The sequence below is a fragment of the Aerococcus sp. UBA6277 genome (assembly GCF_002440555.1).
Taxonomy (GTDB): domain Bacteria; phylum Bacillota; class Bacilli; order Lactobacillales; family Aerococcaceae; genus Aerococcus.
The window spans coordinates 68088-93179 of the sequence record NZ_DJUR01000023.1 but is presented as its reverse complement, the minus strand read 5'-3'; the positions used below and the strand labels follow the sequence as shown (position 1 = coordinate 93179).

At 40.5% G+C, this 25092-nt stretch carries 24 protein-coding genes and 1 pseudogene; all 25 read right to left on the bottom strand.

Annotated features, from left to right (window positions below; all coding sequences use genetic code 11):
* Positions 1-829: 829 nt before the first annotated feature.
* Positions 830-1042 carry a cold-shock protein gene (locus B2V22_RS04575; RefSeq protein ID WP_094519116.1) on the bottom strand — a complete coding sequence of 71 codons (213 nt, stop codon included), beginning with the start codon at positions 1040-1042 and terminating at the stop codon, positions 830-832.
* Position 1043: 1 nt separating this feature from the next.
* Positions 1044-3830, bottom strand: a complete 2787-nt coding sequence (ileS, locus tag B2V22_RS04570) for an isoleucine--tRNA ligase (RefSeq protein ID WP_290490791.1) — start codon at positions 3828-3830, stop codon at positions 1044-1046.
* A 355-nt stretch (positions 3831-4185) separates the two neighbouring features.
* Positions 4186-5097: a DivIVA domain-containing protein gene (locus tag B2V22_RS04565; RefSeq protein ID WP_290490790.1), complete on the bottom strand. Its 912-nt coding sequence runs from the start codon at positions 5095-5097 to the stop codon at positions 4186-4188.
* Between the two features lie 12 nt (positions 5098-5109).
* Positions 5110-5901, bottom strand: coding sequence for an RNA-binding protein (locus tag B2V22_RS04560; protein WP_290490789.1), 792 nt, complete (start codon positions 5899-5901; stop codon positions 5110-5112).
* Positions 5902-6003: 102 nt separating this feature from the next.
* Complete coding sequence (locus B2V22_RS04555) at positions 6004-6255, bottom strand: YggT family protein (protein WP_290490788.1); 252 nt, start codon at positions 6253-6255, stop codon at positions 6004-6006.
* The gene (locus B2V22_RS04550) at positions 6248-6820 is read right to left on the bottom strand and encodes a cell division protein SepF (protein WP_290490787.1); all 573 of its coding nucleotides are present in this window, start codon (positions 6818-6820) and stop codon (positions 6248-6250) included. The genes B2V22_RS04555 and B2V22_RS04550 overlap by 8 nt, the downstream gene beginning before the upstream one ends.
* A 15-nt stretch (positions 6821-6835) precedes the next feature.
* Entirely contained in the window at positions 6836-7516 is a 681-nt protein-coding gene (locus B2V22_RS04545) for a YggS family pyridoxal phosphate-dependent enzyme (protein ID WP_290490786.1), read from the bottom strand.
* A gap of 1 nt (position 7517) precedes the next feature.
* Positions 7518-8786, bottom strand: a complete 1269-nt coding sequence (ftsZ, locus tag B2V22_RS04540; protein ID WP_290490785.1) for a cell division protein FtsZ — start codon at positions 8784-8786, stop codon at positions 7518-7520.
* A 23-nt stretch (positions 8787-8809) separates the two neighbouring features.
* Entirely contained in the window at positions 8810-10249 is a 1440-nt protein-coding gene (gene ftsA / locus B2V22_RS04535) for a cell division protein FtsA (protein ID WP_290490784.1), read from the bottom strand.
* Between the two features lie 191 nt (positions 10250-10440).
* Positions 10441-11844, bottom strand: a complete 1404-nt coding sequence (locus B2V22_RS04530; RefSeq protein ID WP_290490783.1) for a cell division protein FtsQ/DivIB — start codon at positions 11842-11844, stop codon at positions 10441-10443.
* A 37-nt stretch (positions 11845-11881) separates the two neighbouring features.
* Positions 11882-12979 carry an undecaprenyldiphospho-muramoylpentapeptide beta-N-acetylglucosaminyltransferase gene (murG, locus tag B2V22_RS04525; protein WP_290490782.1) on the bottom strand — a complete coding sequence of 366 codons (1098 nt, stop codon included), beginning with the start codon at positions 12977-12979 and terminating at the stop codon, positions 11882-11884.
* Between the two features lie 28 nt (positions 12980-13007).
* Positions 13008-14396 (bottom strand): UDP-N-acetylmuramoyl-L-alanine--D-glutamate ligase, encoded by a 1389-nt coding sequence (gene murD / locus B2V22_RS04520; RefSeq protein ID WP_290490781.1) that lies wholly within the window; start codon positions 14394-14396, stop codon positions 13008-13010.
* A gap of 29 nt (positions 14397-14425) precedes the next feature.
* Positions 14426-15373: a phospho-N-acetylmuramoyl-pentapeptide-transferase gene (mraY, locus tag B2V22_RS04515; RefSeq protein ID WP_290490780.1), complete on the bottom strand. Its 948-nt coding sequence runs from the start codon at positions 15371-15373 to the stop codon at positions 14426-14428.
* A gap of 67 nt (positions 15374-15440) precedes the next feature.
* Positions 15441-17579 carry a penicillin-binding transpeptidase domain-containing protein gene (locus B2V22_RS04510; RefSeq protein WP_290490779.1) on the bottom strand — a complete coding sequence of 713 codons (2139 nt, stop codon included), beginning with the start codon at positions 17577-17579 and terminating at the stop codon, positions 15441-15443.
* Complete coding sequence (gene ftsL / locus B2V22_RS04505) at positions 17579-18019, bottom strand: cell division protein FtsL (RefSeq protein WP_290490778.1); 441 nt, start codon at positions 18017-18019, stop codon at positions 17579-17581. The genes B2V22_RS04510 and ftsL overlap by 1 nt, the downstream gene beginning before the upstream one ends.
* Positions 18020-18082: 63 nt before the next feature.
* Positions 18083-19033, bottom strand: a complete 951-nt coding sequence (rsmH, locus tag B2V22_RS04500) for a 16S rRNA (cytosine(1402)-N(4))-methyltransferase RsmH (protein ID WP_290490777.1) — start codon at positions 19031-19033, stop codon at positions 18083-18085.
* 77 nt (positions 19034-19110) lie between these two features.
* Positions 19111-19542 carry a division/cell wall cluster transcriptional repressor MraZ gene (gene mraZ / locus B2V22_RS04495; protein WP_290490776.1) on the bottom strand — a complete coding sequence of 144 codons (432 nt, stop codon included), beginning with the start codon at positions 19540-19542 and terminating at the stop codon, positions 19111-19113.
* Positions 19543-19792: 250 nt separating this feature from the next.
* Positions 19793-20167 carry a DUF3397 family protein gene (locus B2V22_RS04490; protein ID WP_290490775.1) on the bottom strand — a complete coding sequence of 125 codons (375 nt, stop codon included), beginning with the start codon at positions 20165-20167 and terminating at the stop codon, positions 19793-19795.
* Between the two features lie 234 nt (positions 20168-20401).
* Positions 20402-20587 (bottom strand): 50S ribosomal protein L32, encoded by a 186-nt coding sequence (gene rpmF, locus B2V22_RS04485; protein ID WP_016897670.1) that lies wholly within the window; start codon positions 20585-20587, stop codon positions 20402-20404.
* 26 nt (positions 20588-20613) lie between these two features.
* Positions 20614-21171: a YceD family protein gene (locus tag B2V22_RS04480; RefSeq protein WP_290490774.1), complete on the bottom strand. Its 558-nt coding sequence runs from the start codon at positions 21169-21171 to the stop codon at positions 20614-20616.
* Positions 21172-21369: 198 nt separating this feature from the next.
* A complete protein-coding gene (locus B2V22_RS04475; RefSeq protein ID WP_290490773.1) occupies positions 21370-22641 on the bottom strand; it encodes a nucleotidyltransferase family protein in 1272 nt (423 codons plus the stop codon).
* 33 nt (positions 22642-22674) lie between these two features.
* Entirely contained in the window at positions 22675-23442 is a 768-nt protein-coding gene (locus B2V22_RS04470; RefSeq protein ID WP_290490772.1) for a class I SAM-dependent DNA methyltransferase, read from the bottom strand.
* Positions 23443-23451: 9 nt separating this feature from the next.
* Positions 23452-23760 (bottom strand): annotated as a pseudogene (gene rsfS, locus B2V22_RS04465) (ribosome silencing factor); the annotation flags it as partial.
* Between the two features lie 33 nt (positions 23761-23793).
* Positions 23794-24432, bottom strand: coding sequence for a bis(5'-nucleosyl)-tetraphosphatase (symmetrical) YqeK (gene yqeK, locus B2V22_RS04460; protein WP_290490771.1), 639 nt, complete (start codon positions 24430-24432; stop codon positions 23794-23796).
* Entirely contained in the window at positions 24422-25084 is a 663-nt protein-coding gene (locus B2V22_RS04455) for a nicotinate-nucleotide adenylyltransferase (protein WP_290490770.1), read from the bottom strand. The genes yqeK and B2V22_RS04455 overlap by 11 nt, the downstream gene beginning before the upstream one ends.
* Positions 25085-25092 lie beyond the last annotated feature (8 nt).

The following is a 25092-nucleotide window of genomic DNA, read 5'->3' as shown; positions in this document are numbered from 1 at the left end:
CTATATCTAAATGAAATACCGGTAGTAGAAGCAGCCTAAGGGCTGCTTGATAATCACAAAATAAAGATAAAAAATGAATAATGGAAAAGAGTATAAAAAAACCAGGTAATCTAATGATTACCTGGCAGATATTACTCATCAGTCCTATTTGACGAAGAGCCAAAAAACGCTAGTCGGATGTATTTCCGGCTAGCGTTTTTCTTGTATTTGGGGAGCAACTTATGTTCTTGAGTTAGATACTATTGATTGATTTTATGCTATTGCGTCTAATAAGCGAAATTTGGGTCAATCTATTCATTTATTACTGGTAAGAGATGAAGGATTTTTAGGGTTTTCATCTATTGGGTAATATAAGTAAAAATTTCCAATTATGCTTCACCTATATATTGATATAGGTGAATATTGCCAATATTTTTCACTTATTTGGCTAGATAAGTGAAATTCACTGCAAATAAAAAGTGGCGGGGACAAAAAATTAAAATCATATATTTATAAGAATTTTTTCAAAGTAAAAGGCGTACACAACTCTTATTAAGAATTGTGTACGCCTTTTTAGAGGCCTTTTGTCCCAGCTTCTTTTCTTCTCATCCTATAGTCGAGTTCGCTTGGGCAGACAGGTCTCCACTTCAGACTATATTGCGCCACACACTGCGTGCGTCTCTGCTATAGTCTTCCACTGGTGGCTTTCTGAGCGTCGGTCCTCACATCCTATTAAGTCGAGTTCGGAAAAGCACCCCTCTTCCCACTTCAGATGAACTTGTTGATGACTACCGTCATCAACATCGTTAATCTTCCACTGGTTGAGGGCTGAATGCTTTTCCTCTCATCCTTATTTTAAGCTGATGTTTACTGCTTGTGGTCCGCGTTTTCCTTCTGCAATTTCGAAGTGAACTTTTTGTCCAACGGTTAGTGATGATTGTTCTAAGTGAAGTAATGCTGAAAAATGAACGAAGATGTCACCTTCCTCAGGAAAATCAGGTAATTCTATGAAACCAAAGCCTTCTTTTTCATTAAAGGTTTTGACAATTCCGTAATAAGCCATTTTAGGCCTCCTCTTCAACTAATGCTTCTGGGTAATTGTTTACGACAATGTTTGCACAACGCGCACATAGGTGAGGTGCTGCTTCAATTGTACCGACTTCTTCTTTCACGGCACGACAACGTTCACATGTTTCACCATGTGCATGTTCAATCGCTAGGCTGTAACCTTCGTATGCTGTAGCATCTGCGCTGGCTTCTGCAATGTCATGGATTTCTAATTGCGATACCATCAAGTATGTCGCTAATTCTTCGCCGACACTATCAAGTAATGCTTTAGTTTCTTCATTGGCAAAAATATGTAATTTCGCTTGTAATGATTTACCAATTACTTTTTCTTCACGAGCCGTTTCTAATGATTTGTTGACATCTGATCTGAAGTCCATGAATGCAGACCATTTCGTGTTCAACTCATCTGTATTGGCATATTCAACAACTTCTGGGAATTCTGCTAATTGCGCGTATGCTTCCTCTTCTTGTAGGTATGTCCAGATTTCTTCAGTTGTATGTGGAATAACTGGTGTCAGTAAAGTCGTTACGGCTTTAGCCACTGCATACATAACTGTTTGCATGTTACGACGTTGTGCTGATTCTGGTAGTTCAATGTAAACAACGTCTTTAGCGTAGTCTAAGTAGAAGTTAGACATATCTAAAGTTAGGAAGTTAGTGATTTCATGGTTGACTGTCATAAAGTCGAAAGTATCGTAAGCATGTCGTACATTGCGCACCATTTCGTTTAGACGGTTCATCATGTATTGGTCAATTGATGCTAGATCTTCATAGGCTACTGCATCTTTTTTCACATCAAAGTCATACAAGTTTCCTAGTAAGAAACGTACAGTATTACGGATACGACGGTAGTTTTCAGCAACTTGACCTAAGATATCGTCAGAAATTCGGACATCGTAGTAAGTGTCTACTGAAGATACCCAAAGACGTAAAATGTCTGCCCCACGTTGTTTGATGACGTCGTTTGGTGACACTGTGTTCCCAATTGATTTGGACATCTTGCGACCTTCACCATCGTTAACGAATCCTTGAGAAAGGACTGAACGATATGGTGCTTCATCGTTTACTGCGACTGATGTTAATAGTGATGAATGGAACCAACCACGATATTGGTCAGAACCTTCTAGGTACATGTCAGCTGGGAATGTTAGGTCTTCACGTGTGCGTAATACGCCATGGTGAGATGAACCAGAGTCAAACCATACATCCATGATATCCATTTCTTTGGTGAATTCACCGTTTGGCGATGCTGGGTGCGTAAAGCCTTCTGGTAATAAGTCTTTCGCTTCGCGCTCAAACCAGATATTTGAACCGAATTCGTCAAATAGGTTGGCTACATGTTCGATTGTTTCTGGTGTACATACAGGTTCGCCATTTTCTGCGTAGAAGATTGGCAATGGAACACCCCAAACACGTTGACGTGAAATTACCCAGTCTTTACGGTCACGGATCATGTTGTAGATACGTGTTTGACCAGATGGATGCCACCATTTCACTTCATTATCGATGACGTCTAAAGTACGTTCACGAATTTTTTCTACTGAACAGAACCATTGTGGTGTTGCACGGTAGATAACCGGTTTTTTAGTACGCCAGTCATGTGGGTAAGAGTGAGAGAAGTAATCTAGTTTTAGTAAACGATTATTTTCTTTCATTTTTTCGATTGAAATCTCGTTACCTTTTTCGTAGAAGATACCTTCAAAACCTGGTGCTTCATCTGTAAAGTGACCTTGGTCATCTAATGGTGATAGAACATCTAACTTATAGTTCAAAGACGCAAAGTAGTCATCTTCCCCGTGCCCAGGCGCCGTATGGACTAAACCAGTACCTGATTCAGTTGTTACATGGTCACCTAAGATTAGCAATGAGTCACGGTCGTAATATGGATGTTCAGCAACCATATACTCCAAGTCATGACCTTTAACTGGTTCGCCTTCAACTGTGTAATCTGCCCATTCTAATTCCGTTGCTAGGCTATTCACTAAGTCAGTTGCAACCACAAATTTACGGTCAGCAACAGCGACTACTGAGTATTCAAAGTTTGGATTTACAGCGATAGCCATGTTAGATGGAATAGTCCAAGGTGTTGTTGTCCAGATAATGAATTCTGCATTCTCTGGTAATTTGCCTTTTGTATCGCGTGCCTTAAAGGCTACGTAGATTGAAGGTGATTCAACGTCTTGGTATTCAATTTCAGCTTCAGCTAAAGTAGATTCTGAAGATGGTGACCAATAAACTGGCTTAGCCCCTTTATAGATCAAGCCTTTTTCATACATGTCACCGAATAAACGGATTTGTTGCGCTTCAAATTCTGGTGCTAATGTCAAGTATGGGTTCTCCCAGTCACCCGCAACACCTAAACGTTTGAAGTCATCACGTTGGCCGTTAATTTGTTTCCAAGCATACTCTTCACATAATTTACGGAATTCAGCAACTGTCATTGACTTACGGTCAACACCTGAATTGGTTAAGGCTTGCTCGATTGGTAAACCGTGCGTATCCCAACCTGGTACGTAAGGTGAACGGAAGCCAGACATAGATTTTGAACGGATGATAATATCTTTAGAGATTTTATTCATGGCATGTCCAATATGAATGTTTCCATTTGCATATGGTGGGCCATCATGTAGAACCCATGGTGTTTTATCTTTATTTTTTTCTTGACGTTGTGCGTATACGTCTTCTTCGTTCCACTCAGCTTGGCGCTCTACCTCTTTAACAGGTAAGTTACCGCGCATTGGGAATTTTGTTTTTCCTAAATTTAATGTTTCTTTCATTTTCATCGCGTAATGCCCCCTCATCGATTTCCTAGAAATAAAAAAAGCCCCGTCCGCAAAAGGGACGAAGCTACCGTGGTACCACCCAGATTTCGTATACCACAAATAATGCGGTATACACTCAATAACTTTATCGCAGTCAACGGTTTACCTACTTGGGCAATAACGCATTACCTGTTCAACAAACTACTCCTGGATGATAATAAATAACTTTTCTCGCTCTAATTCGCAGCTAACATAGATTCTCTTTCGATCAATTACATTATTTATTGTGTTCCACTCTACGTGTTCTATTTCCATACGTCATAATATTACTATAAAAATATTGTAAAAACAACTTTTGTCGCGCAAATACTCCTGATTATTCTTCAGATTTATCTGCTGCATTGGTCAAATCAGCTTCTGTTGACTCGGATTGTACCAGTTCGTCTGTCACATCTTCCGCGTCAGTTGTTGGCTGGTTTGTATCAGTTTGATCAGTATTATCAGTTGCTACCGCTTGTGTTCCTTCAGCCGCATCAGGTGTATTTTCTGAACCAGTATTTTCTGATGAAGCAGTTTCTACAGATTCGCTAGCATTTTCTGCTACAGCACTTGTTTCTGCTTCCTCTACTACAGGCTCACTGTCTTTAAAACCACTAAAAACTGGCGCAATAGCTGGAATATCATTGTTAAAGAACTCTTCTTTACGTTGTTCTTTTTCAGCTTTGTCAGCCGCTGCATCAAAGATTGCTTCCCCTTTATTTGACCGTACTGGTAGATCATAATCTTTCACCACTTCATCTAATTGTGGCGTCAGCACATCACCAACTGGTTTTTCAAAGAATAAGTTCTCCCAACGTGGGTCTTCGTACATATCTTTGGCTTGTAAAATCATACCAAAAGATTGGTGCAAGTAAGTACGAGCAGCTTCTTGTAGATTATCTGTTTCCGTATTAATAACAGCCGCTTTCTCAGCAGCTTCAGCAAGCAAACGACGGGCTTCTTCTTCAGCACGTTCTACAATTAAAGAGGCTTCATTTAACGCTTCTTCACGCAAACGGTCAGCTGCTTCTTGGGCCACAAAAATTGAACGGTTAACTGTCGCTTCCTTGCGGTGGGCAGCATCCAATTCTTTATTCGCTTCGTTTAATTGGTCTTGTAATGATTTATTTTGTTCCTCTAACTTCTCCATTGAGACACGGACTTTATTCAAATAGTCATCTACCTCAGCTTTACCGTAACCTGAGATTTTCTGTTTAAATTTCATATTTTTAATTTCTGATGCGCGCATAAAATTAGCCTCCTATTTGTTTTTAATGATCTCAATCGCTACTCTAATCTTACCCTTTTTGGTTTCCATTTGGGTAGCCACATATTTCAATCGGCCATAGCCTCGTACTGAAGCAATGTCCCCTGGATTTAACTGCCTTTTCGCGTCTTGCACTTGCGCCCAATTGAGTTTAGCAGCGCCACCCTCAATCAGTGACTTGGCCTTCGCTCTTGGGATTCTAAATCCATCTGAAATTATCGTATCAAATCTTAATGAAGAAAGTGTGATTTCCATGGGTTGCCAGTCAGATTTTGGTTGAATAATTTGGTCAAAATGATCAATTTTCACTAACTTGACTTTCGAGCCACCTATCTTATCCATTTCAAAGCTAAGAAAATCGGCGATTTTTTCATCGACAAAGAATTGCCATTTCTCCCCAGCCTGGATAATATCTCCGATACGGTTACGTTCAACCCCTTGTCCTAGAATTGTGCCAAGAATTTGCCGGTGCTCAATCGTATTGAACTTGCTGGCATAATGAATATCAAAGGGTGTAATTTCAAAATCAGCCGGTTGAATTTCGTAATAAGTCGGCGCTAGTACACACCGTTGATTCTCCGCATTCGGATAGCCACCAAAAAATTCATAATGAATTTCATCGTCTTGGCCAATGATCATTGATACAATGGCCACTTCTCTTGGATTCAAAAACGGGGTTACTACCGGTGCATATTGGTCTAAGACCAGATTCATCCAGTCTGTCACTTTTTCAACAAAGGCATGTTCGTCTGGTTGAAAGTGTTGTAAAACTTCATAGTTTGCCAAGAGTTGTCCATCCCTTTCTATCAATTACTTAGTTCTATTATACAAAAAAATCGGGTAGATACCTAGACCTACCCGTTTGATTTAAAAGTTATTGTTGTTAAGTTAACGTAAAATATTTAAGCCATTAGAAGCTAATTGTAAGACAATTACACCCACAAACACTGAAAATGAAATACCTCCTAAACTAGGCAGGATATTATCAAAGAATGATAAATATGGGTATGCTAGTCGGTCAATGATTTGACCAAATTTAGAATCTCTAGCTCCTGGGAACCAAGATAATAAAGCATATATCACTAACACTAGTGTATAGACATAGATTAAATCTTGAAGAATGTTCACTAAATTATTCACGACTTTCCCCCTCTCGATCCCAAATATTACCACGGTCGCGAGAAGCCTTGCCATGTGTATTTGTGTATTCTTCATACAAACCTTCAATTTGTACGGTTTCTGGAACGGCAATAAATACGTCAGTGGCTACACGTTGTAAGTCGCCATTAATGGCATATACAACACCTGTCATATAATCGACAAATCGACGTGCATCTTCATCTGACATTTGTGCCAAGTTTAAAACCACTGATTTACCACCCAAAAGTGATTGACTGATTCGCTCAGCTTCAGCAAAAATGCGAGGTTTAAAAATTTCTACAGTTGCCACGTTTTTACGAGACTCACTTAAATTCACTACATTATTTCGCGTTGCATCGTTTGCCATCGTTTTGTTTTGCTCCTTAGTTGGTTGTTCAAATGTAAAGTTTGTTCGACTGGTCTGAGCAGCTTTAGATGGATTTTCAGCAACTGACGCTTCAAACTGCTTTGAATCACTAGTATCAACCCACTCTTGCTCATAGTAGTCTTCTTCAAAATCATCTTCATTGTCAAAGAAATTTGCAAAAAAGTCCTTAAAACCCATATTGGACACCTCCGTTTACTCGGTTTCTGTGTTAAATATAGCTGAACCTACTCTGACAAAATCAGCGCCCTCAGCTACTGCAATCGGGTAATCGCCTGACATCCCCATGCTCAAATGTTGACACGGTGCATAGTCTTTACCCAAAGCTTGCACTTGGTCGCGCAATTGACGTAAGTTGGCAAAATAGCCATGAATTTCTTCCTCGCTAGCATCAATCGGCGCCATCGTCATCAAGCCCACAATCTCTACTTTAGGAAACTCCGACACTGCTTCAATAAAAGCATCAATCTCAGCTGGTGCAATACCGTGCTTAGATTCCTCGCCAGAAACATTGACCTGTAGGAAACATTTAATAACCTTGTCCGCCCGCTTGTCAATCTCCTTGGCCAGTTTAATCCGGTCAAGAGCATGGAAATAGTCGATGTCATTAATGACATCTTTGACCTTACGGGTTTGTAAGGTGCCAATTAAATGCCATACAATATCGTCTGCCATAGCAGCAGATTTTTCCTGGAACCCTTCTGGACGATTTTCTGCAAAATGTCTCACACCTGCATCATATACTGTGTTTGCTTCATCTATTGAATGGTACTTAGAAACACAAATCAGCGTCACATCATTTGATGATAACGCTGATGATTGTTGTGCATTTGCAATAATGCCTTCAATAGACTGCAAGTTATTGCGAATTGTCATATTAACGACGACGCTTTCTGAAGAATGGTGGTGTATCTAATTCATCATCATCTGAGTTGTTTGATGCGTAATCATTTTCTACAGGTGCAGATGGTGCGTCATCAAAAGTTCTGCGCGAACGGTTTGAATCTTCATAACGGCTGCTGTCGAAATCACTGAATACATCCCGGTTTTCTTCTTGGCGACGTTCAGTCACTTGTTTTTCTTTAAAGTTGTCTGGTTGGTTAGCGAAGTCGCGACCTGAACTTTGTTGGAAAGCTGAGTGGCCACCAGAACGTTTAGCGCGTTTTTCATCGCGACGTTTTTCAGTATCAATACCAGTTGCGATAACCGTTACGATGACTTCGTCTTCTAAGTTTTCAGCAATTGTAGTACCAAAGATGATATTTACTTCTGAAGATGAAGCTGCTGCCACGATATCCGCTGCATCCTGTGCTTCGAATAATGTTAAGTCGTCGCCACCTTTAATGTTTAATAGGATTTGCTCAGCACCATCAATAGAAACTTCTAATAATGGAGATGAGATAGCTTTCTTAGTTGCTTCAGCTGTACGGTTTTCACCAGTAGATGCACCGATCCCCATTAAAGCAGTACCTTGATCAGCCATTACTGTACGAACGTCAGCAAAGTCTAAGTTTACGTAACCAGGTGCAGTAATCAAGTCAGAGATACCTTGAACACCTTGACGTAATACGTTGTCAGCTTCACCAAATGCTTCACGCATAGGTGTTTTCTTGTCAACGATTTCTAATAAACGGTTGTTTGAAATAGTTACTAAAGTATCCACATGTTGTTTCATTTCTGCGATACCTTGAGCAGCAGAGCGACCACGTTTTGGTCCTTCAAAAGTGAACGGACGAGTCACAACACCGACAGTTAAAGCGCCGATTTCCTCTTTAGCGATACGGGCTACGATTGGCGCTGCACCAGTACCAGTACCACCACCCATTCCGGCAGTGATGAAGATTAAGTCAGCACCCTGTAATGCTTCGCGGATTTGGTCTTCTGATTCTTCAGCAGCTTTAGCCCCAACTTCTGGTTGAGCACCGGCACCTAAACCACGAGTCGATTTAGGTCCAAGTTGGATTTTGATATCAGCTCTTGAGTTTTTCAAAGCCTGTGTATCAGTGTTTGCTACGATAAATTCAACGCCACGTACGTTCTCTTCGATCATACGGTTAACCGCGTTGTTACCACCACCACCGACACCAACTACCTTGATTGATGCGTTATTCATATCCATGTTTTCGTATTCGAATTCCATATCCATTTTATATCCTCCTGGTAATTAAATTAAACAAAAAAGTCTTTGAAGAAATTTTTAATTTTATCAACTGGGCTTTCTTCTTCGCCCATTTCAGTTTCGTCATTTAATTCATCATATTGGCTAGCTGGTCTTTCTTCATAATAAGTTTGTTCAGTATTAGAAGGCGATACGCTAGGTTTATCGTTTCCACTATCATCTTTTACTTGCTTGTAATTGTCAACTGATTCTGTTTGCTTTGTGCTAGCAACTGGTTCACTACGAACAGGTGCTGGTTGACTAGTCCGAGTAGTTGGAGCGACTTTTACTTGTTGCCCGTTATCTTGTGCTAAATGATGGATATCATCCAACTGTGCCACATATTGGATTAAACCAACAGCTGTGGTAAAGATTGGGTTACGCAAACCAACATATTCTGGGATATAGTAACGCACTTCATGGCCAAACACTTCTTCAGCTAAATCTAATACACCAGGTAATGATGCAGCCCCACCGGTCACAATAATGCCACCTGGTAAAGCAAAGGCTTCGATTTTATCTAGAGGTTTTTTCAATGTTTCGAATATTTGACGTTCCCGAGCTTCAATAATTTCAGCTAAGTAATGCTCACTCACACGTTCTGGATTCACCTTACCAATTGTTTCAACTGGGAAGAATTCTGAATCGTTCGTATCTTTAGGTAAAGCATAACCATATTCTAATTTGATTTGTTCAGCATTTTCAATTGAGGTATTCAATATAGTTGAGATATCTTTTGTAACAAGTTCCCCACCTTCGTGGTCAACTGTCGCAAATTTCAATTGATCATCGTGGAATACAGACACACTTGTTTGTCCGCCACCCATGTCAATTAAGATTGTCCCAAACTCACGTTCACTCTTACTCATCGCAGCGTACGCATTTGCATAAGATTGAACAACTAGGTCACGAATATTCAATCCTGCCATTGCCACGCAGCGACGAATATTATGAACAAGTGTTTTTGGACCAGTGACCAAACTAGCGTATAACTCTAGTCTGACACCAATCATGCCACGTGGGTCTTTAATGTTGTCAAAGCCATCAACAATGAATTCCTCCGGCATCACTGAAATAATCTCTCTTTCAGCTGGTACTGAACGAACTTTTGCTGCCGCTAAAACGTTTTTGACGTCCTTATCTGTAATCTCTCTGTTGTCATTTGACACTGCAATCATACCGTAACAAGGTTCAATGTTCACCTGATTACTAGGAACAGCTACAATGACGTCATTAATCGTATAATTTGCTTTTTGTTCGGCTTTTTTAATTGCGCGCTTGATAGACTCAACAGTCTTATCAATATCTACAATCACACCTCTACTGAGTCCTTGTGAGCGCTCGTGACCTACTCCAATAACATTAATTTGTTGGTTTACATATTCTGCAACTACTACTTTTATTGAAGTGGTTCCAATATCTAAACTTGCAAAAATTTCTGGCTGAACCATGTTTATTGAAACCTCCTAGAAAATTTAATATTTAATCGTATCGTTACTATTTTAACATAGACAGCACTAATTACCAACGGAATTACCGCTAGTTTCTAATAGAAATTGTTGGCATAGCCACGGTCTATCAATAGTGATGACGTTTTCCTACAAGCAAATGATTTTAATTGCATTCACATGATTTCGCCACTTTATTCACTCCCTGATTCAACAACTGAATGCCCACTTGTTGCATCCGTTTCGACATTAGAAGATGCTGCTTGTGCATCAGTACTTTCAACCTGGCTAGCCTCACTAGATGATGCTGATGAATCATCTGATGCACTAGTTGATCCATTGCTAGAACGATTTGTTGACTCACTAGCTGAATCTGATGAAAGATCTAATTCGCTAGCTTCACTTTCACTCGCTGCCTTTGATTCTGCAGCCACCGATTCATCATAAGCTTTCTTCTCTTCTTCTGAAGCGTAAGGGTTATTTCCATCGTTTAATTCAGTGAAATAAATGGCTACTTCCATGTCGATCAGTCCCGTTTGCCCGTCCAATTGACTAGCAATACCATTATAATAACTCATCCGATCACCGATTGAGCTAATAAACCCTCTCACCACATTCCCGTCAACCATTTGTAAGGCAATCCGGTCAGTATTACTTTCATCACCTGTATAAGTCACCAAGGAAGTTTTTTGAATGATGTCATCTGACAGGCTTGATAGGGCCTTAACCGTTTCTGTTAGCTTGGCTCTTTGATCTTCATTGGCAATATCATAACCTTCAAATAAGGGTAACGCTTTTTCAAGTGATGGCAGTGGTGTGTCGATGATTTCATTATTTTCTAGTAATGGGTAGAAAAAGTCCGCAATCTGGATGTAACCCAACTGGCGATAGGCTGACATGTTCACAGCTACTTTATTCCAATCCGATACATTCACAGTTGCTGACTTGACCGAAGGATTTTGGTTTACAATAGCTTGTTCCACCTCACCCTTGGAATTTTTCAAATCTGTCACTGACATTCCTTCATTTAGGGGATATAAATTCACGCTTTCTGTATCCTCCACACCTTCAACAGTGATTGAAGCTACATGATTAAGGGGTGAAGCATAGTAACCGGCCACAATTAATGTAATTACAAATGGTAACAACAATAGGACCATTTTCTTCCAGTTAGTCGGTCCACTTTTTTTAACCTTCTTAATTGGAGGCATCCCCTGATTACTTGTCACCAGTTGCTTTTGCTTGCCTGCTCGGCCTTGCTTTTGTTTCTTCGAATTTGCTTTGCCTTTTATGTTGAATTTAGGCAATCCCCACTTGGCTTTTTGTTTTGATTTTTGTTTTGTTTTGGCTTTTTTCTTCACAGGTTTTTGCTTGCCTGCTACTTGCTTATCTTCAAGCTTATCTTGGTCCTGATCTCCGTCTTGGCGACTGCTATCTATACCATTTTGTATTTCATATTGTTTCGATTTGTCAGCATCTTTCTCTTGCCTTCTATCGACATCTGTCCGACCATTTTTAGCTAATTTTTCATGCAAACGGCGTCTTCTCTCGCGTTTCTCTTGGCGAATGCGCTCTTCTTCTTCCCAATCCATCATCATGCCCCCTTTCTATCTATTTATTTGGAAAAAGGACTTCCTATTTCACAAGGGTTTCAATGATCTTGATTAAACGGTTGCCCGCATCTGGCACCCCTTGGTTCAGGGCATTCGTCGCAATTCGGTCTCGTTCATTTTTGTCAGCCATTAAGCCATCAATTTCAGCTAGAAATCCCTCGACATTTAAGTCATTTTCTAAAATCATGCGAGCCCCGTCATGCTTCACTAATGAACGGGCATTCATTTCCTGATGGTTGGCCGTTACATTAGGACTTGGAATCAAAATAGATGGCGTCCCTAAGGCTGTTAATTCAGTCATAGTTGTTGCGCCTGAACGACACACAACTAAGTCAATCGTGTTGAACAAGGCTGGCATATTATTGATATATGAAACAATTTGGACATTGTCCCACTCGTTAAAGTCCGCAAATGCTTCTTGGAATTCTTCGTAGTAAGTATCCCCTGAAGCGATCAATACTTGATAATCTTTTTCGATAAAAGCTGGAATAGCTTCTTTAACAGTTTCGTTGATCCGTAAAGCCCCACGACTACCACCGAAAATCAATACAGTTGGCTTGCCGTTTTCTAGACCATAAGCAGTTAAATCTGCCTTGTCTGAAATTGACGCTACCTCTTGGGCACGCGGATTACCTGTGAAAACTACTTTGTTAGCGTATCGTTTAAAATCTTTCGCTACATCCTCAAAGCAAATAGCTATTTTTGCCATAAAAGGCGCTAAAAACTTATTGGTCATCCCGGCAACGGAATTTTGTTCATGGATAATACTTGGCACACCTGTACGTGCAGCTGCATATAAAACCGGCGCACAGACATAACCACCTGTGCCAATCGCTACATCCGGATTAAAATCGCGGACGATTTGCTTTGCCTTACGGATACTATCAAACATGTAATAAACTGTTCTGGCATTATCTAAAGAGAATGACCGTTTGATCCCTTGAATTTGGATAGTTTTGAAATCGACCCCTTCCTTTGGCACGATTTTTGATTCCAATCCTCCTTCAGTCCCCACATACAAAAATTCTGCATCCGGATATTGCGCTAAAATTTGTTTTCTTAAGGCCAAGGCTGGGTAGATATGCCCCCCAGTCCCGCCACCGGAAAGTAAAATTCGCATAATAAACTCCTTTTTCTCGTTAATTAATTTATTTGCCTAAGTCTTCAATTGCTTTGATATAACGGTCACCACGGACTTCAAAATTTGGATATTGGTCCCAAGAAGCTGAAGCTGGTGATAATAGAATCGTGTCACCAGGTGCTGATATGTCATAGGCAACTTTAACAGCTTCTTCGATCCATTCTACTTGTTCAATCGCTGTTAAACCTTGATTTTTTCCAAGGTCAGCAAATTTATCTGCTGCTTGGCCGAAAACAACCATACCTTTCACTCGGTCCATATGATCTGCTAATTCAGTGACTTCATTCCCGCGGTCTAAACCACCCGCTAACCAAATGACATTGTCTTGTTTTTGGCTGAAGGAATCAAGGGCTGTAATAGAGGCATCGTTGTTTGTCGCTTTTGAATCATTATAGAAACGACGACCATCGATTTCAGCAACAAACTGTAGGCGGTGTTTCACGCCGTGGAAGGTAGATACGCCGTTTTTGATTTCTTCGTTTGAAATCCCTAGTAATTTACCAATAGCAACGGCCACTAGCATATTTTCTAAGTTGTGGTGTCCTGGTAGGAAGAAGTCTTTTCTATTGAAGACAATTTCATTATGCCAGATAAAGTTTTGGCTATCTTGGTCAAACCAAGCTCCGTCGGGTTGAATAGTGGTCGCTGAAAAAGGCACAACCGTTGCTTTTGTCGTCCGGTCGCCAAATACGTTCATTTGGTCGGCATCTAAAATCAAAAAGTCATCTGTTGTTTGATTGGCAGTGATTTGCCATTTTGCAGAGATATAGCCGTCCATTGAACCATGGTAATCTAAATGGGCTGCATAAATATTGGTGATGGCTGCGATATGCGGTTGGAATGCATCTGTCCCCATTAATTGGAAGGAAGACAGTTCTAAAATCAACCGGTCATCTGCTTCAGCTTTAGAAGCGATGTCTAATGACGGGATACCAATGTTCCCCCCAACATAGCTTTCACCTGCAAGTGAAGCTGCTTTCCCTAGCATTTCGCCAACTAGGCTAGTAGTTGTTGTTTTACCGTTAGAACCAGTGATACCAATAATTGTGGCATCGGTCATCTTATCTGCAAGTTCGATGTCGGTATAGACGGGTAGGCCAATTTCTTGCGCGCGAACGACCATTGGGTTGCTATAAGGAATTCCTGGGTTTTTAACCATAAAGGCGAAATCTTCGTCTAATAGTGATACGGGATGACCGCCAGCAACAACACGGGCGTTATTTTCCTCAATTAGGGCTTGGGCATCTTTATTTTCTTCAAGTGGTTTGAAGTCGTTGACAGTGACAATTGCCCCTAATGCTTGTAGATGTTGCACGACTGAAACACCAGTCTTTGCAAGTCCGAGTACTAATATTTTTTTATTGCGAACTGATTCGCGCCATTTTGATGCTTCCATAATGATTTCCCCTTTAGTATGAATTTATATTAAAAGAATAATAAGCCGATGATTGCTGTCACTAAACCGACTGCCCAAAAGATAATATCTACCTTCCACTCACTCCATCCAATCATTTCAAAGTGGTGGTGGATTGGCGACATTTTAAAGACACGTTTCCCAGTCAATTTGAAGGAAGTGACTTGGATGATAACTGAAGCTGTTTCAACTACGTATACGAATCCAATCAATAGTAATGACCACGGATTGCCTAACATTACTGAAATAACAGCTAGTAAGGCACCTAGAGCTAGTGACCCAGCATCTCCCATGAAGATACGGGCTGGTTTGCGGTTAAAGAATAAGAATCCTAATAAACCGGCAACGATAGCGATACAGAATGCCCCTATTCCGCGTTCACCCATTCTAAATGCGATAAGCGCATAAGTTGAGAATGAGATCACACCAAGACCTGATGATAGGCCGTCAAGTCCATCCGTTAAATTGAAGGCATTTGAAAAGCCTGTGATCCATAGTAATAGGAAGACGAAGACGAATAAGACATTTGTAATGCCTGTTGTAAATGGAAATGGAATCGATACATGGAAGGTAATTACACGCATTAATAATACAATCAGGGCTGAACCCACAATTTGTAAAATCAATTTTTGTAGTGAAGTTAAGCCTTCATTTTGTTTCTTGAAAATCTTTAAGAAGTCATCGGCAAATCCGATGCCACCAAAGAAAATCATTGTCCCAACTAACAACCAAACTTCACCGTGCCATTGACCGGTAAGTATAGACCAAACTAATAAACCTAATAGGGCTGCGGATAGAAAGACTACCCCACCCATTGCTGGGGTACCAGATTTAGCTTTATGCCAAGCTGGCCCCTCATCTCTTGTAACTTGTCCGAACTGTTTTTCACGCATAAATTGAATGAAGAACGGCATGCCGACTAATGTTAACACTAATGTCGTGATAAAAAGTAATACCATAATTTTCCCTTTCTCTTCCCTTGTTTAAATAGGTTAATGTGGATTTATTTTCCTTGTTTTTAGGTGTTTAAGACTCCGCTAATTGTAACACAATCGTCTTGTTGTTATTGATTTGTTCGCCTATCGCAATCGACTGACCAACAACAACCCCTTCACCTTCAAGTTCAACTTCAATACCCAGTAACGAAGCTAAGGCTTGACTTGCTGAAGCGTTCAATCCAGTAAAGTCTGGCATGGTTGGATTTGCATCGTCAGACATCAAGAAGATTGGTTGGGTAACAGACACTTCCTCATTTGCTGCAGGTGTTTGACTGAGGATGTTTGCCCCATCACCAATCACTTCTACATTGACGAAGCTAGCATCTGATAGGGTCTGTTGCGCCTCACTAATGGTTAATCCTGACACATCCGGGACGGTTGCCGTCACAACTGATTCACTATCGCTTAAGGCATTATATTCTAGCGCTCTTGTTAATAATGGTGTATAAATTTCTGTCATCATATTGCTAGCAGTCGTATCCAAGTTTTTCGGTTGCTCCGCTGTGATATATAGGACATATTGCGGATCTTCACTTGGGACAAAACCGACTACAGAGTACAGGTATTTAGTTAAACCCGCTTCATAGGTATTGGTTTCAAGATTGAAGACCTCTGCAGTACCTGTTTTAGCGGATACTGTATAACCATCTAAGTCATAAGCGGCCCCGGTACCTGTGTCTGCATAAACAACAGATTGTAAGTATTCAAGGGTCTTATTAGCAGTTTCTTTTGAAATTGGTGATGAGACTACTTCTGGCTCAACAACTTGCATCGTCCCGTCTTCTTCATAACGGTTAACCAATTGTAATTTCATCATATTTCCGTCATTAGCAATTGCTGTGAAGGCTTGCATCATTTGATAAGGGGTCACATAAATCCCTTGCCCAAAACCAGTCGTTACTTTATCTGCTTCATACTCATAGTTCATTGAACCGCTTGCTTCGTTGGCAAATCCTGAACCCGTTTCTTGCAGTAGACCGAACTCACGGATATAAGATTCCCAAACGTCATAACCCATCTCTTTTACTAAATGGATCATCAGGGTATTTGATGATTGTGATAACCCCTCCAGTTCGGTAATCACACCCCAACCAACCCCGTTATAGTCGGCGATTGTGGAATCACCCATGGTTACTGGACTTGAATCATAAAATGAATCTGGGTCAAATACCCCTTCTTCAATGGCTGCTGCTACTGTTAATACTTTAATCGTAGATCCTGGTTCATAAGCTTTTTCAACTAGTAAGTTTTGCCACATATCGTCGATACCTTCTTTTGTTTCTAAGTTGAAGGTTGGTCTTTGTGACGCTGCAACAATTTCGCCAGTTTCTGGTTCAACTAGCATAGCTGTCATTGACGTTGGTTCATATTTTTCATAAACCTCTGTCATCAAGGTTTCTAAATAAGTTTGTAGTCGTGAATCTAAGGTTAAGTATACGTCAGACCCATCGGTAGGTTCTTCCTCCACTTGTCCTGTGCCACTTAACTCAACATTGGTCGAACTCGATTGGTAAGATTTACGGCCATTGGTACCTTTTAGGGTTTCATCCATAGACAGTTCCAAGCCCATTTGGCCGGTCAAACGGCTGTCAATTGCAGTGCCAGCTTCCATATACTCAGCATACCCAATTAAATGAGAGGCAAAGACGCCATTTGGATACATTCTAGTTGGCGTTTCATTAAACATAATACCTGGTAGATTTTGGTCGTCAATGGCCTTCATCTCAGCGTATGTCAGGTCTTGCCCTGCCGTACCAAACTCTACTTGAGAAGCGTCTTGAGTGTTCAGTCGCTCTAAGATTTCTTCAGCCGTTAGGTCGATATATTGCGACAAGATTTGAGCAGTATTTTCCTTATCCACTACATATTGCGGGTCCTCTGGTTCAGACCATTCATCCGTTAAAACTGCGTACAATGAATAAGAAGTAGCATCCATTGCCAATGGATTTCCACCTACATCATAGATGGTTCCACGTTGTGCTGACAATATGCTACTTCTATCGTATAGGTTTTGGGCCTGCGCCGATAAATCTTGACCGTTCACAGTCCCAAAAACCATTATTTGCGTTAAACGAATGCCAAATATGAGTAGTAAAAAACCTGCCAAGCCCATCATCGCTCTAATTGTTTTTTTGCGATTCTTTTTGAGTTTTCTACTGTCTTTCATTATTCCACATTCCTTATATTTTCTTCATTCATATTCAACCCTTGTTCTTCAGCGATCTCTACTACTCGTGAGTAGTTTGATAATTCGTGGACTTCTTGGGTTAAATTCTCTTTTTGAACACCTAAATCTTCTGCGTTTTGTTGCACTTCTTGTAACTGTTGTGACGCTGCATTCACGTTAGCACGCATAATGGTCACCCCTAATAGTCCTGCAATCATGACTAGAAAAGCTACTGTCATCAACATTTTTTGCATCAGTGAGAATTTTACTTTTGATTTACTTTTACTGGCTGGTATACTCGCCGGAAGAGCAGCCACATTCCGCTTTGGTTGCGCTTGTTGACTTTCTTCTGGGTAAGCCGGAATATTTGGAATGGCTCTTTCGGCCGGCATAGCACTCATTTTAATATTTACTTGGTCTTGAAGTAGAAATATTGCCATAAATACGGCTCCCTTCTTTTAGTAGGCTTCCTTTTTCTATTGGTCTAAGGTTGATTTAAATGTCTATTTAATACGTTCGATTATACGTAACTTGGCACTTTGTGCGCGTGAGTTATAGGCCAATTCTTCTTCACTGGCATAAATTGGTTTTCTATTGACCAATTTAAAAGGCGCTTCAATATCCGTATTAATCACTGGTAAATTTGCCGGTAATTCTTCGCCTGTTGAAGCATCTTTGAACATTTGCTTCACAATGCGGTCTTCTAATGATTGAAAAGAAATCGCCGATACACGTCCGCCAACATTCAATAAATTCAATGCTTGCTCTAGTGAGTCTTCAATCGCGCCTAATTCATCGTTGACTGCAATACGCACAGCTTGGAAAATCCGTTTAGCCGGATGTCCACCCTTACGGCGTGCCGGTGCAGGAATAGCTTCCTTAACAATGTCCACTAATTCCTCCGTACGCGTAATCCGGTGATCCGCTCTTCTTTGCTCGATTTTACGGGCAATTTGCTTAGAGAATTTTTCTTCTCCGTAGCGATAAAAAATACGTACAAGATCATTGAATTCCCAGTCATTAATAATGGTTTCTGCTGTTAATGCTTGGGTTTGGTCCATACGCATGTCTAATGGTGCATCTTGATGGTATGAAAATCCGCGTTCAATCTCATCTAATTGTGGCGAGCTCACGCCAAGGTCATACAAGATACCGTCTACACCGGTAATACCCATTTTTTCAAGTTCTGACTGGATATGTCTGAAATTATTATGAACAAGGGTCACTTTCCCACTTTCGATTTCCGCTGCCAATACTTTCTCGGCATTGCCAATGGCCACTAGATCCTGATCAAAGGCGATTAAACGACCTTCGTCAGATAGGGCTGCTGCGATTTTAGAACTATGTCCAGCACCACCCAAAGTACAATCAACATAAATACCATTGGGTTTGATTGCCAATCCGTCTACTGATTCGTTTAATAACACTGAGATATGATGGAATTCATTTGCCATTCTTCTGCCATCCTCTTCTTCTATAATTCTTTATCTCTTCAAAATTTATTTCATTATTTTCTAATTTATGAGCTTAATTAAAGGCCAAAATCTAACATGTCTTCCGCAATTTCTTCAAAGCTTTCTTCAATTTCAGAAGAGACACTTTCCCATCTTGCTTTCGACCAAATTTCAATACGGTCAGAAACCCCTAAGACTAGACACTCTTTTTCAAGATTGGCATAATCTACCAAGGTTGATGGGATGTTAATACGTCCTTGCTTATCAATTTCGGCTTCAGCCGCTGCAGAATAGAAAAAACGTGTAAAAGCACGTGCTTCTTTCTTAGCTAGCGGTAATTGTTTCAATTTCTCTTGAATTTTCTCCCAATTGTCTAAAGGATAGCCAAAAACACACCCATCCAAACCACGTGTAATCACGAACTTAGCACCTAAGTCCTCACGTAATTTCGCTGGGATGATGATTCGCCCTTTGGCGTCGATATTATGTTGGAATTCACCCATTAACATCTTTATCACCTTCTGTGCCTAACCTTAGCCTTTATTGGTTTAAGTCTACCATATCTCCCCACTTTTCACCATATGTCCCCAAAATTTTGCTGTTTTTTTACACAGTTTGTGGAAAAGGTGTGTTTTCGGGGTTTTTCCACAAAAAAAAGAAGCTTTGAACCTGTTTTTCAACAAAGTCCAAGCTTCTTTTTTGAACATTTTTAAAGAATTTTAAGTTTCTACTAAATAGAGACTGATGACTGGTTAATGTTTACATTGTCACTACTTGAATAATTCGGCAGATTGTTACCAGCATATAAATAATGAACGTAAAGGAGAAGGCAATATTTACCAGCATGCGGTAAAATTTTCCAACAATAACTTCTTCATTTCTCACAAAACGCCAAACTAAAATACCAATCGCTAACAAGGATATCACGACCACTAAGTGGGGAATAATTGAAAATAATAATAAATCCTTGGATATAAAGTGGAGGCAAACCAAAAGAATGGGAAAAACAACATCAATCGGTGCAAATTTAATCCACTTGTTAAAGTAGAGGTAAGGTTTTCCAACTGTACCCACAAGCAATAAGCTCACGATGGGTAGTAGATAATAAAGTATTTCGCTCCATTTGAAAGCCATAATCGTCAACCTTTCCTTTGTTTTCTGTATCAACCATAAGTTTGTCATCCATTAATACTAGCTAAGATGGCTAAAAATGTCTAGATTGATTTTTTCTTTGAAAAAGGAAAACAAAAAAAGGCACTAACCAAAAGCGGTTAGTGCCCTTTTAATTATATATAATCAAAGTAAACATTTAAGTTTCCCACATATCAACTATGCGGTAATTCTCAATGAATCTTGCGCTAAATAAAATTATTCAGCTGCTGCGTCAGTCATTACATCTTTACCATCGTAGAAACCGCAGTTTGCACATACATGGTGAGATTTACGTAATTCACCACAGTTAGGGCATGCGTTCATTCCAGGTACTTCTAACTTGTAATGTGTACGGCGTTTGTTTTTTCTTTGTTTAGACGTTTTACGTTTTGGTACTGCCATCATTACACCTCCTAATTAAATATCAATTATGCTTCATCCGACGATTCTGAATCTTTAAACAAATCTTGAAGTTTGGCGAATTCAGAATTAATAACTTCCTCTTCATCGCGTTCAGCTTCAAACTCCGTTTGACTTACAACTCGCCAGTCATTCCCTTCAGGAAACGCATCGTCAGCCTCTTCCACTTCAGTCAAAATCTGAATTGGCAGATTTAGAAGAATGTTGTCACGGATGGATTCTCGCAAATCTAACGTGTAGCTATCCATAGATAACTGTACAACATGCTCTTCATCGACAATATCTGTCTCCCAACCGTCTTCAATAAAACGTTCGGAAACTGGTAATTGTAGATCCAGCACTACCGGCTCTAAAGACCGTGTAGATGGCATCGTCATTTTTAGTGCTAATCGTAATTGTGTCAATACTGTATGTTCTTCATAGAGAACCATACCATCAACTGAAACAGGTGACATGTCAATCAACTCAGGTATTACTGCCTTCATTTGCTCTTTCATATCGACTGATTCTTGGATCATCATTGGTTGGGATGCGATTTGACGCAACTCTTGAATAGACCATTTCATTATTGACCACCTAATAAGCAACAAGAAAAATTATACTAAGTCTAAACTTATTTGTCAATGTTTTTTCCTTGACAAGGTCATTAAATTAAACTCATTATCACTTTTTGACTATCATATTTACAGGATGAAACGCACTTTCCCATACTACTAGGTCTCCATCAAAAAGTAAACTATTTTTCCTCTGCTCCCTTTCTTTTTTTATTTCGTAAATATTGGCGGATGATTGAAATTTTGTGTATCAATTTGTGGTTTTAGTATTTCATACATCCGGTCAACCTTCAACCACATTGGCCAGTTTTCTTCACTCGTCTGGTCCACACGACTCACCAATTGCCATAGACTATCGTCCCCACTCAAATCCGATTTAACGGTCTTCAAGTAAGCCCGTCCCTTCTCAGTCGCCCCAAGCAACATCAAAGGCTGTCGATGACTAGGTGAAAGCACTACCAGCATCTCATCTTTTTGAATATTCAAAGTCACCATCAAAGCCGTCCTTTGCACCCGATTTGCCGACCAATTCCGATTCTTCACCCGGTCCACAAAATCAGAGAAATTGTCCACCTGCTTGATCGCCTCAACCATCCGATTTTCCATACCACCCACCATTTGATAGATAGCCCCTAACTCCTCGTTAGAAGCCGTCAACAAACGATAGCGCAGATAGGGGAACAAGTCTGCCCAAGACACCAGCTGGTCCGCTTCAACCGCTTCACATAAAGCCTGAGCCATATCCCTCGGCACCATCTTCTCCAATGCGTTTGAATCTTTAAGACCCTTTAAATCTCTGGAAAAGAGGTAGTGACGTATGGCTGACCCAGATGTATAAAGACTTGTATCTTTGTCTAATTGGCCTTCATATAAGGTGTTTAAACGATGGTTGTCCCCAATTCGTTTGACTGGCACCATCTTTAAAGGCGTCTTTAACTGGGCATTGACCTTAGCGTAGGCAAAAGCCAGTAAGGTGTTGGCGTTTTCTTTAAAGTTGACCTTTAAATCTGCGATTTCTGGATAAGTCGCCTGTAAATGTAGAATAGCTGCAATTCGTTTTTCAGCGAAAGACCGGTTGTCTGAATCTGCTATATATTGGTCAGCTGCAGCCACTTGATTAGGGTGGGCAACCATCCACTTGGCCAATTGTTCATAATCAGAAAAGTGGTCGTCTTCAACCCCAAAAGAAATAGCTGTTGCACCAAGGGCTGCTAAAGCTTTTACCCCGCCTTCAGCAAAGTAGTCTGCAGGTTGAATAGCAAACCAAAATGGTAATTCAACCACTAAATCACAGCCGTTTTCCAAAGCGATGGCTGCCCGAGCCCACTTGGATACCAAGCTTGGTTCCCCACGTTGAACGTAGTTACCTGACATGACGCCAATCACAAGGTCGGCCTTGGCCTGTTCTTTAGCTTTTTTGATCTGATAGGCGTGTCCGTTATGGAACGGATGCCATTCGGCAATAATTCCGACAGCTTGCATAGGGTCACCCCTTTTCCAAAGTGTTTACATTACTTATTTCTGCGCTGAAAAGAAGATACGTTTAGAACTTTCATCCGGTGTGTCTTGGCTAAAGTCTGCTGTGACATGGATGTTATTGAAGCCTACTTGTGTCAAGATTTCCTGATATGCTTCAACAGACAAGGTCTGTTCGTAATGCATTTCTTCAAAGCGTTGGTAGTTGTTATCTTCTGTGTTTTGAACGAATACGTTAATGGTATGGTCGATGGTATTTTCGCCACGGAACTGGTCTGATGTCCAGGTAAATACAGCGTCATCCCACTCAACGACTAAAGATGTTTCTGGATAGATATCATTCATTTGATGGATAGAATGAACGTCGAACATGAAAACCCCACCATCTTGTAATTGCTGGTAGATATGGGCAAAAGTAGCTTTCACCACATCCATGTCCGCTAGATAATTAATGGTATCGCAGAAGCAAGAAATGACTGCTGCCTGGTCCTTTAATTCAAATGTGGTCATGTCGTCTTGCCAGAATTCAAGATCTAACTTGGCTTCCTTGGCGTTGGCCTTGGCTGCTGAAACCATTTTTTCAGATAGGTCTAAGCCCTTGATTGGATAACCTGCTTGGGCCATTAAAATAGCGAATTGACCACCACCTGCGCCAAGGTCCACCCAATAATCTTGACCCTCTAAGAATTTGTCAAAAGCCTGCATGGTCTCTGTGGCATAGGAAAACCAAGATAGGTATAGACTGTCATCAAACAAGATTTCGTAGACGTCGGCGAATACGTCATATTGCTGTTGATTTTCTATCATGGTCGCGCCCTAGCTAATCCATTCTTCAACGTTGACTAATGGTGCCTCAGCCCACATTTTTTCTAAGTTATAGAAACCACGTTCTTCACTTGTAAATACGTGTACAATCACGTCGAAAGCATCGATTAAGATCCAACGGTTACCGTCTTTTCCTTCGATACCCTTCACTGAGAATTCTGCTTCTTCAATTGCTTCTTCAACAGCGTCAACAATGGCTTTGACTTGACGGTCGTTACGTCCAGACATAATGACAAAATAGTCAGCCATTGGTGTTGTGTTGGCAACGTCCAAGGCAACGATATCTGTCGCTAAGCGGTCGNNTTTTAGTCATAAATACTCCTTTATTATTGCTTACTTAGTCTGATTACTTATTCTTATTCGTTTTTTATTGTTATATCTTTTGACCCAATCATTATAGATTGCAATGGTTTCTGGGTATACTTGACGGCCTGATTCAACCAAATGCACAATGGATCGCTTGATTTTGAAGTCTACTGCGGCATCTAAGTCAGTTTTAGCTAGTTCCCGTGCTTTTTCAACGCCTTTAAAATCACGACTTGGTTCAATATAGTCAGCAATAAACAAGATTTTTTGATTTAGGGTCATGTCATAACCCCCAATAGTATGAACCCAAACAGCCTTTAAGATATCTTCATCTTTGACCCCAAACTGGGTATCAGCGATCATAGCGGCTAGTGGACCATGCCAGATGGCAGATCCGTAATTTAACCACTCTGGGTTGTAACCTGGATAGTCTTTAAACTCAGCCAAGTGGGTTTCACTGTCATCTTTGGCATAATCATGGAGTAAGGCTGCTATACTGGCCTTATCTACGTCCGCTTCAGGGTATAGTTCAGCTAGTTGAATTGCTGTTTCTTCAACCCGCAAAACGTGTTTATATCGCTTGTTGGTTAAACGAGCCTGCAGTAATTTTTCAAGTTCATCCCGTTGAATATTGATTAAATCCGGATTTAATTTTCTATCTTTCATGTGCTTGATATAACCCCTTTTCCTGTATATAGGCAGCTACAGCTGTTGGCGTCAGATATCGGATAGAAGCCTTATCTGCTACTGCTTTTCTGATTCCTGTTGAGGACACAGTCATTCCTTCAGCGTCTACAAAAATCAATGGATAGTCCGTATCATTTTGATATCCCTCACGGCCGACACCTACAAAATGCACCATCTTAATCAAATCATCAATCCGGTGCCATTTAGGTAAGTTTTCGATCATATCAGCACCGATGATGAAGTAAAACTCATAAGTTGGATACAAAGTTGTTAAAATCTCCATAGTATCCACCGTGTAAGATTTCCCTACCCGGTCGAGTTCAATTGCTTCTAGACGAAAATGTGGATTATCTTGGATCGCCAATTCAATCATATCTACCCGGTAGGCGTCATCTAAGGTTTCTTTGGTTTCCGCATGGGGTGGCTTCTTGTTTGGCATAAACCATACTTCATCCAATTTCAATTTGTCATAAACTTGTTCAGCCATCAATAAATGCCCGTTATGGATGGGGTTAAAGGTCCCCCCAAGAATGCCAATCCGTTTATGGGGATTGTCTTCAAACGCTAATTCTGTCTCTGGTTCATTTATCAAACGAACATGTTCTTGATCTAAAAATGATACCTTTGCCACAATTTGCC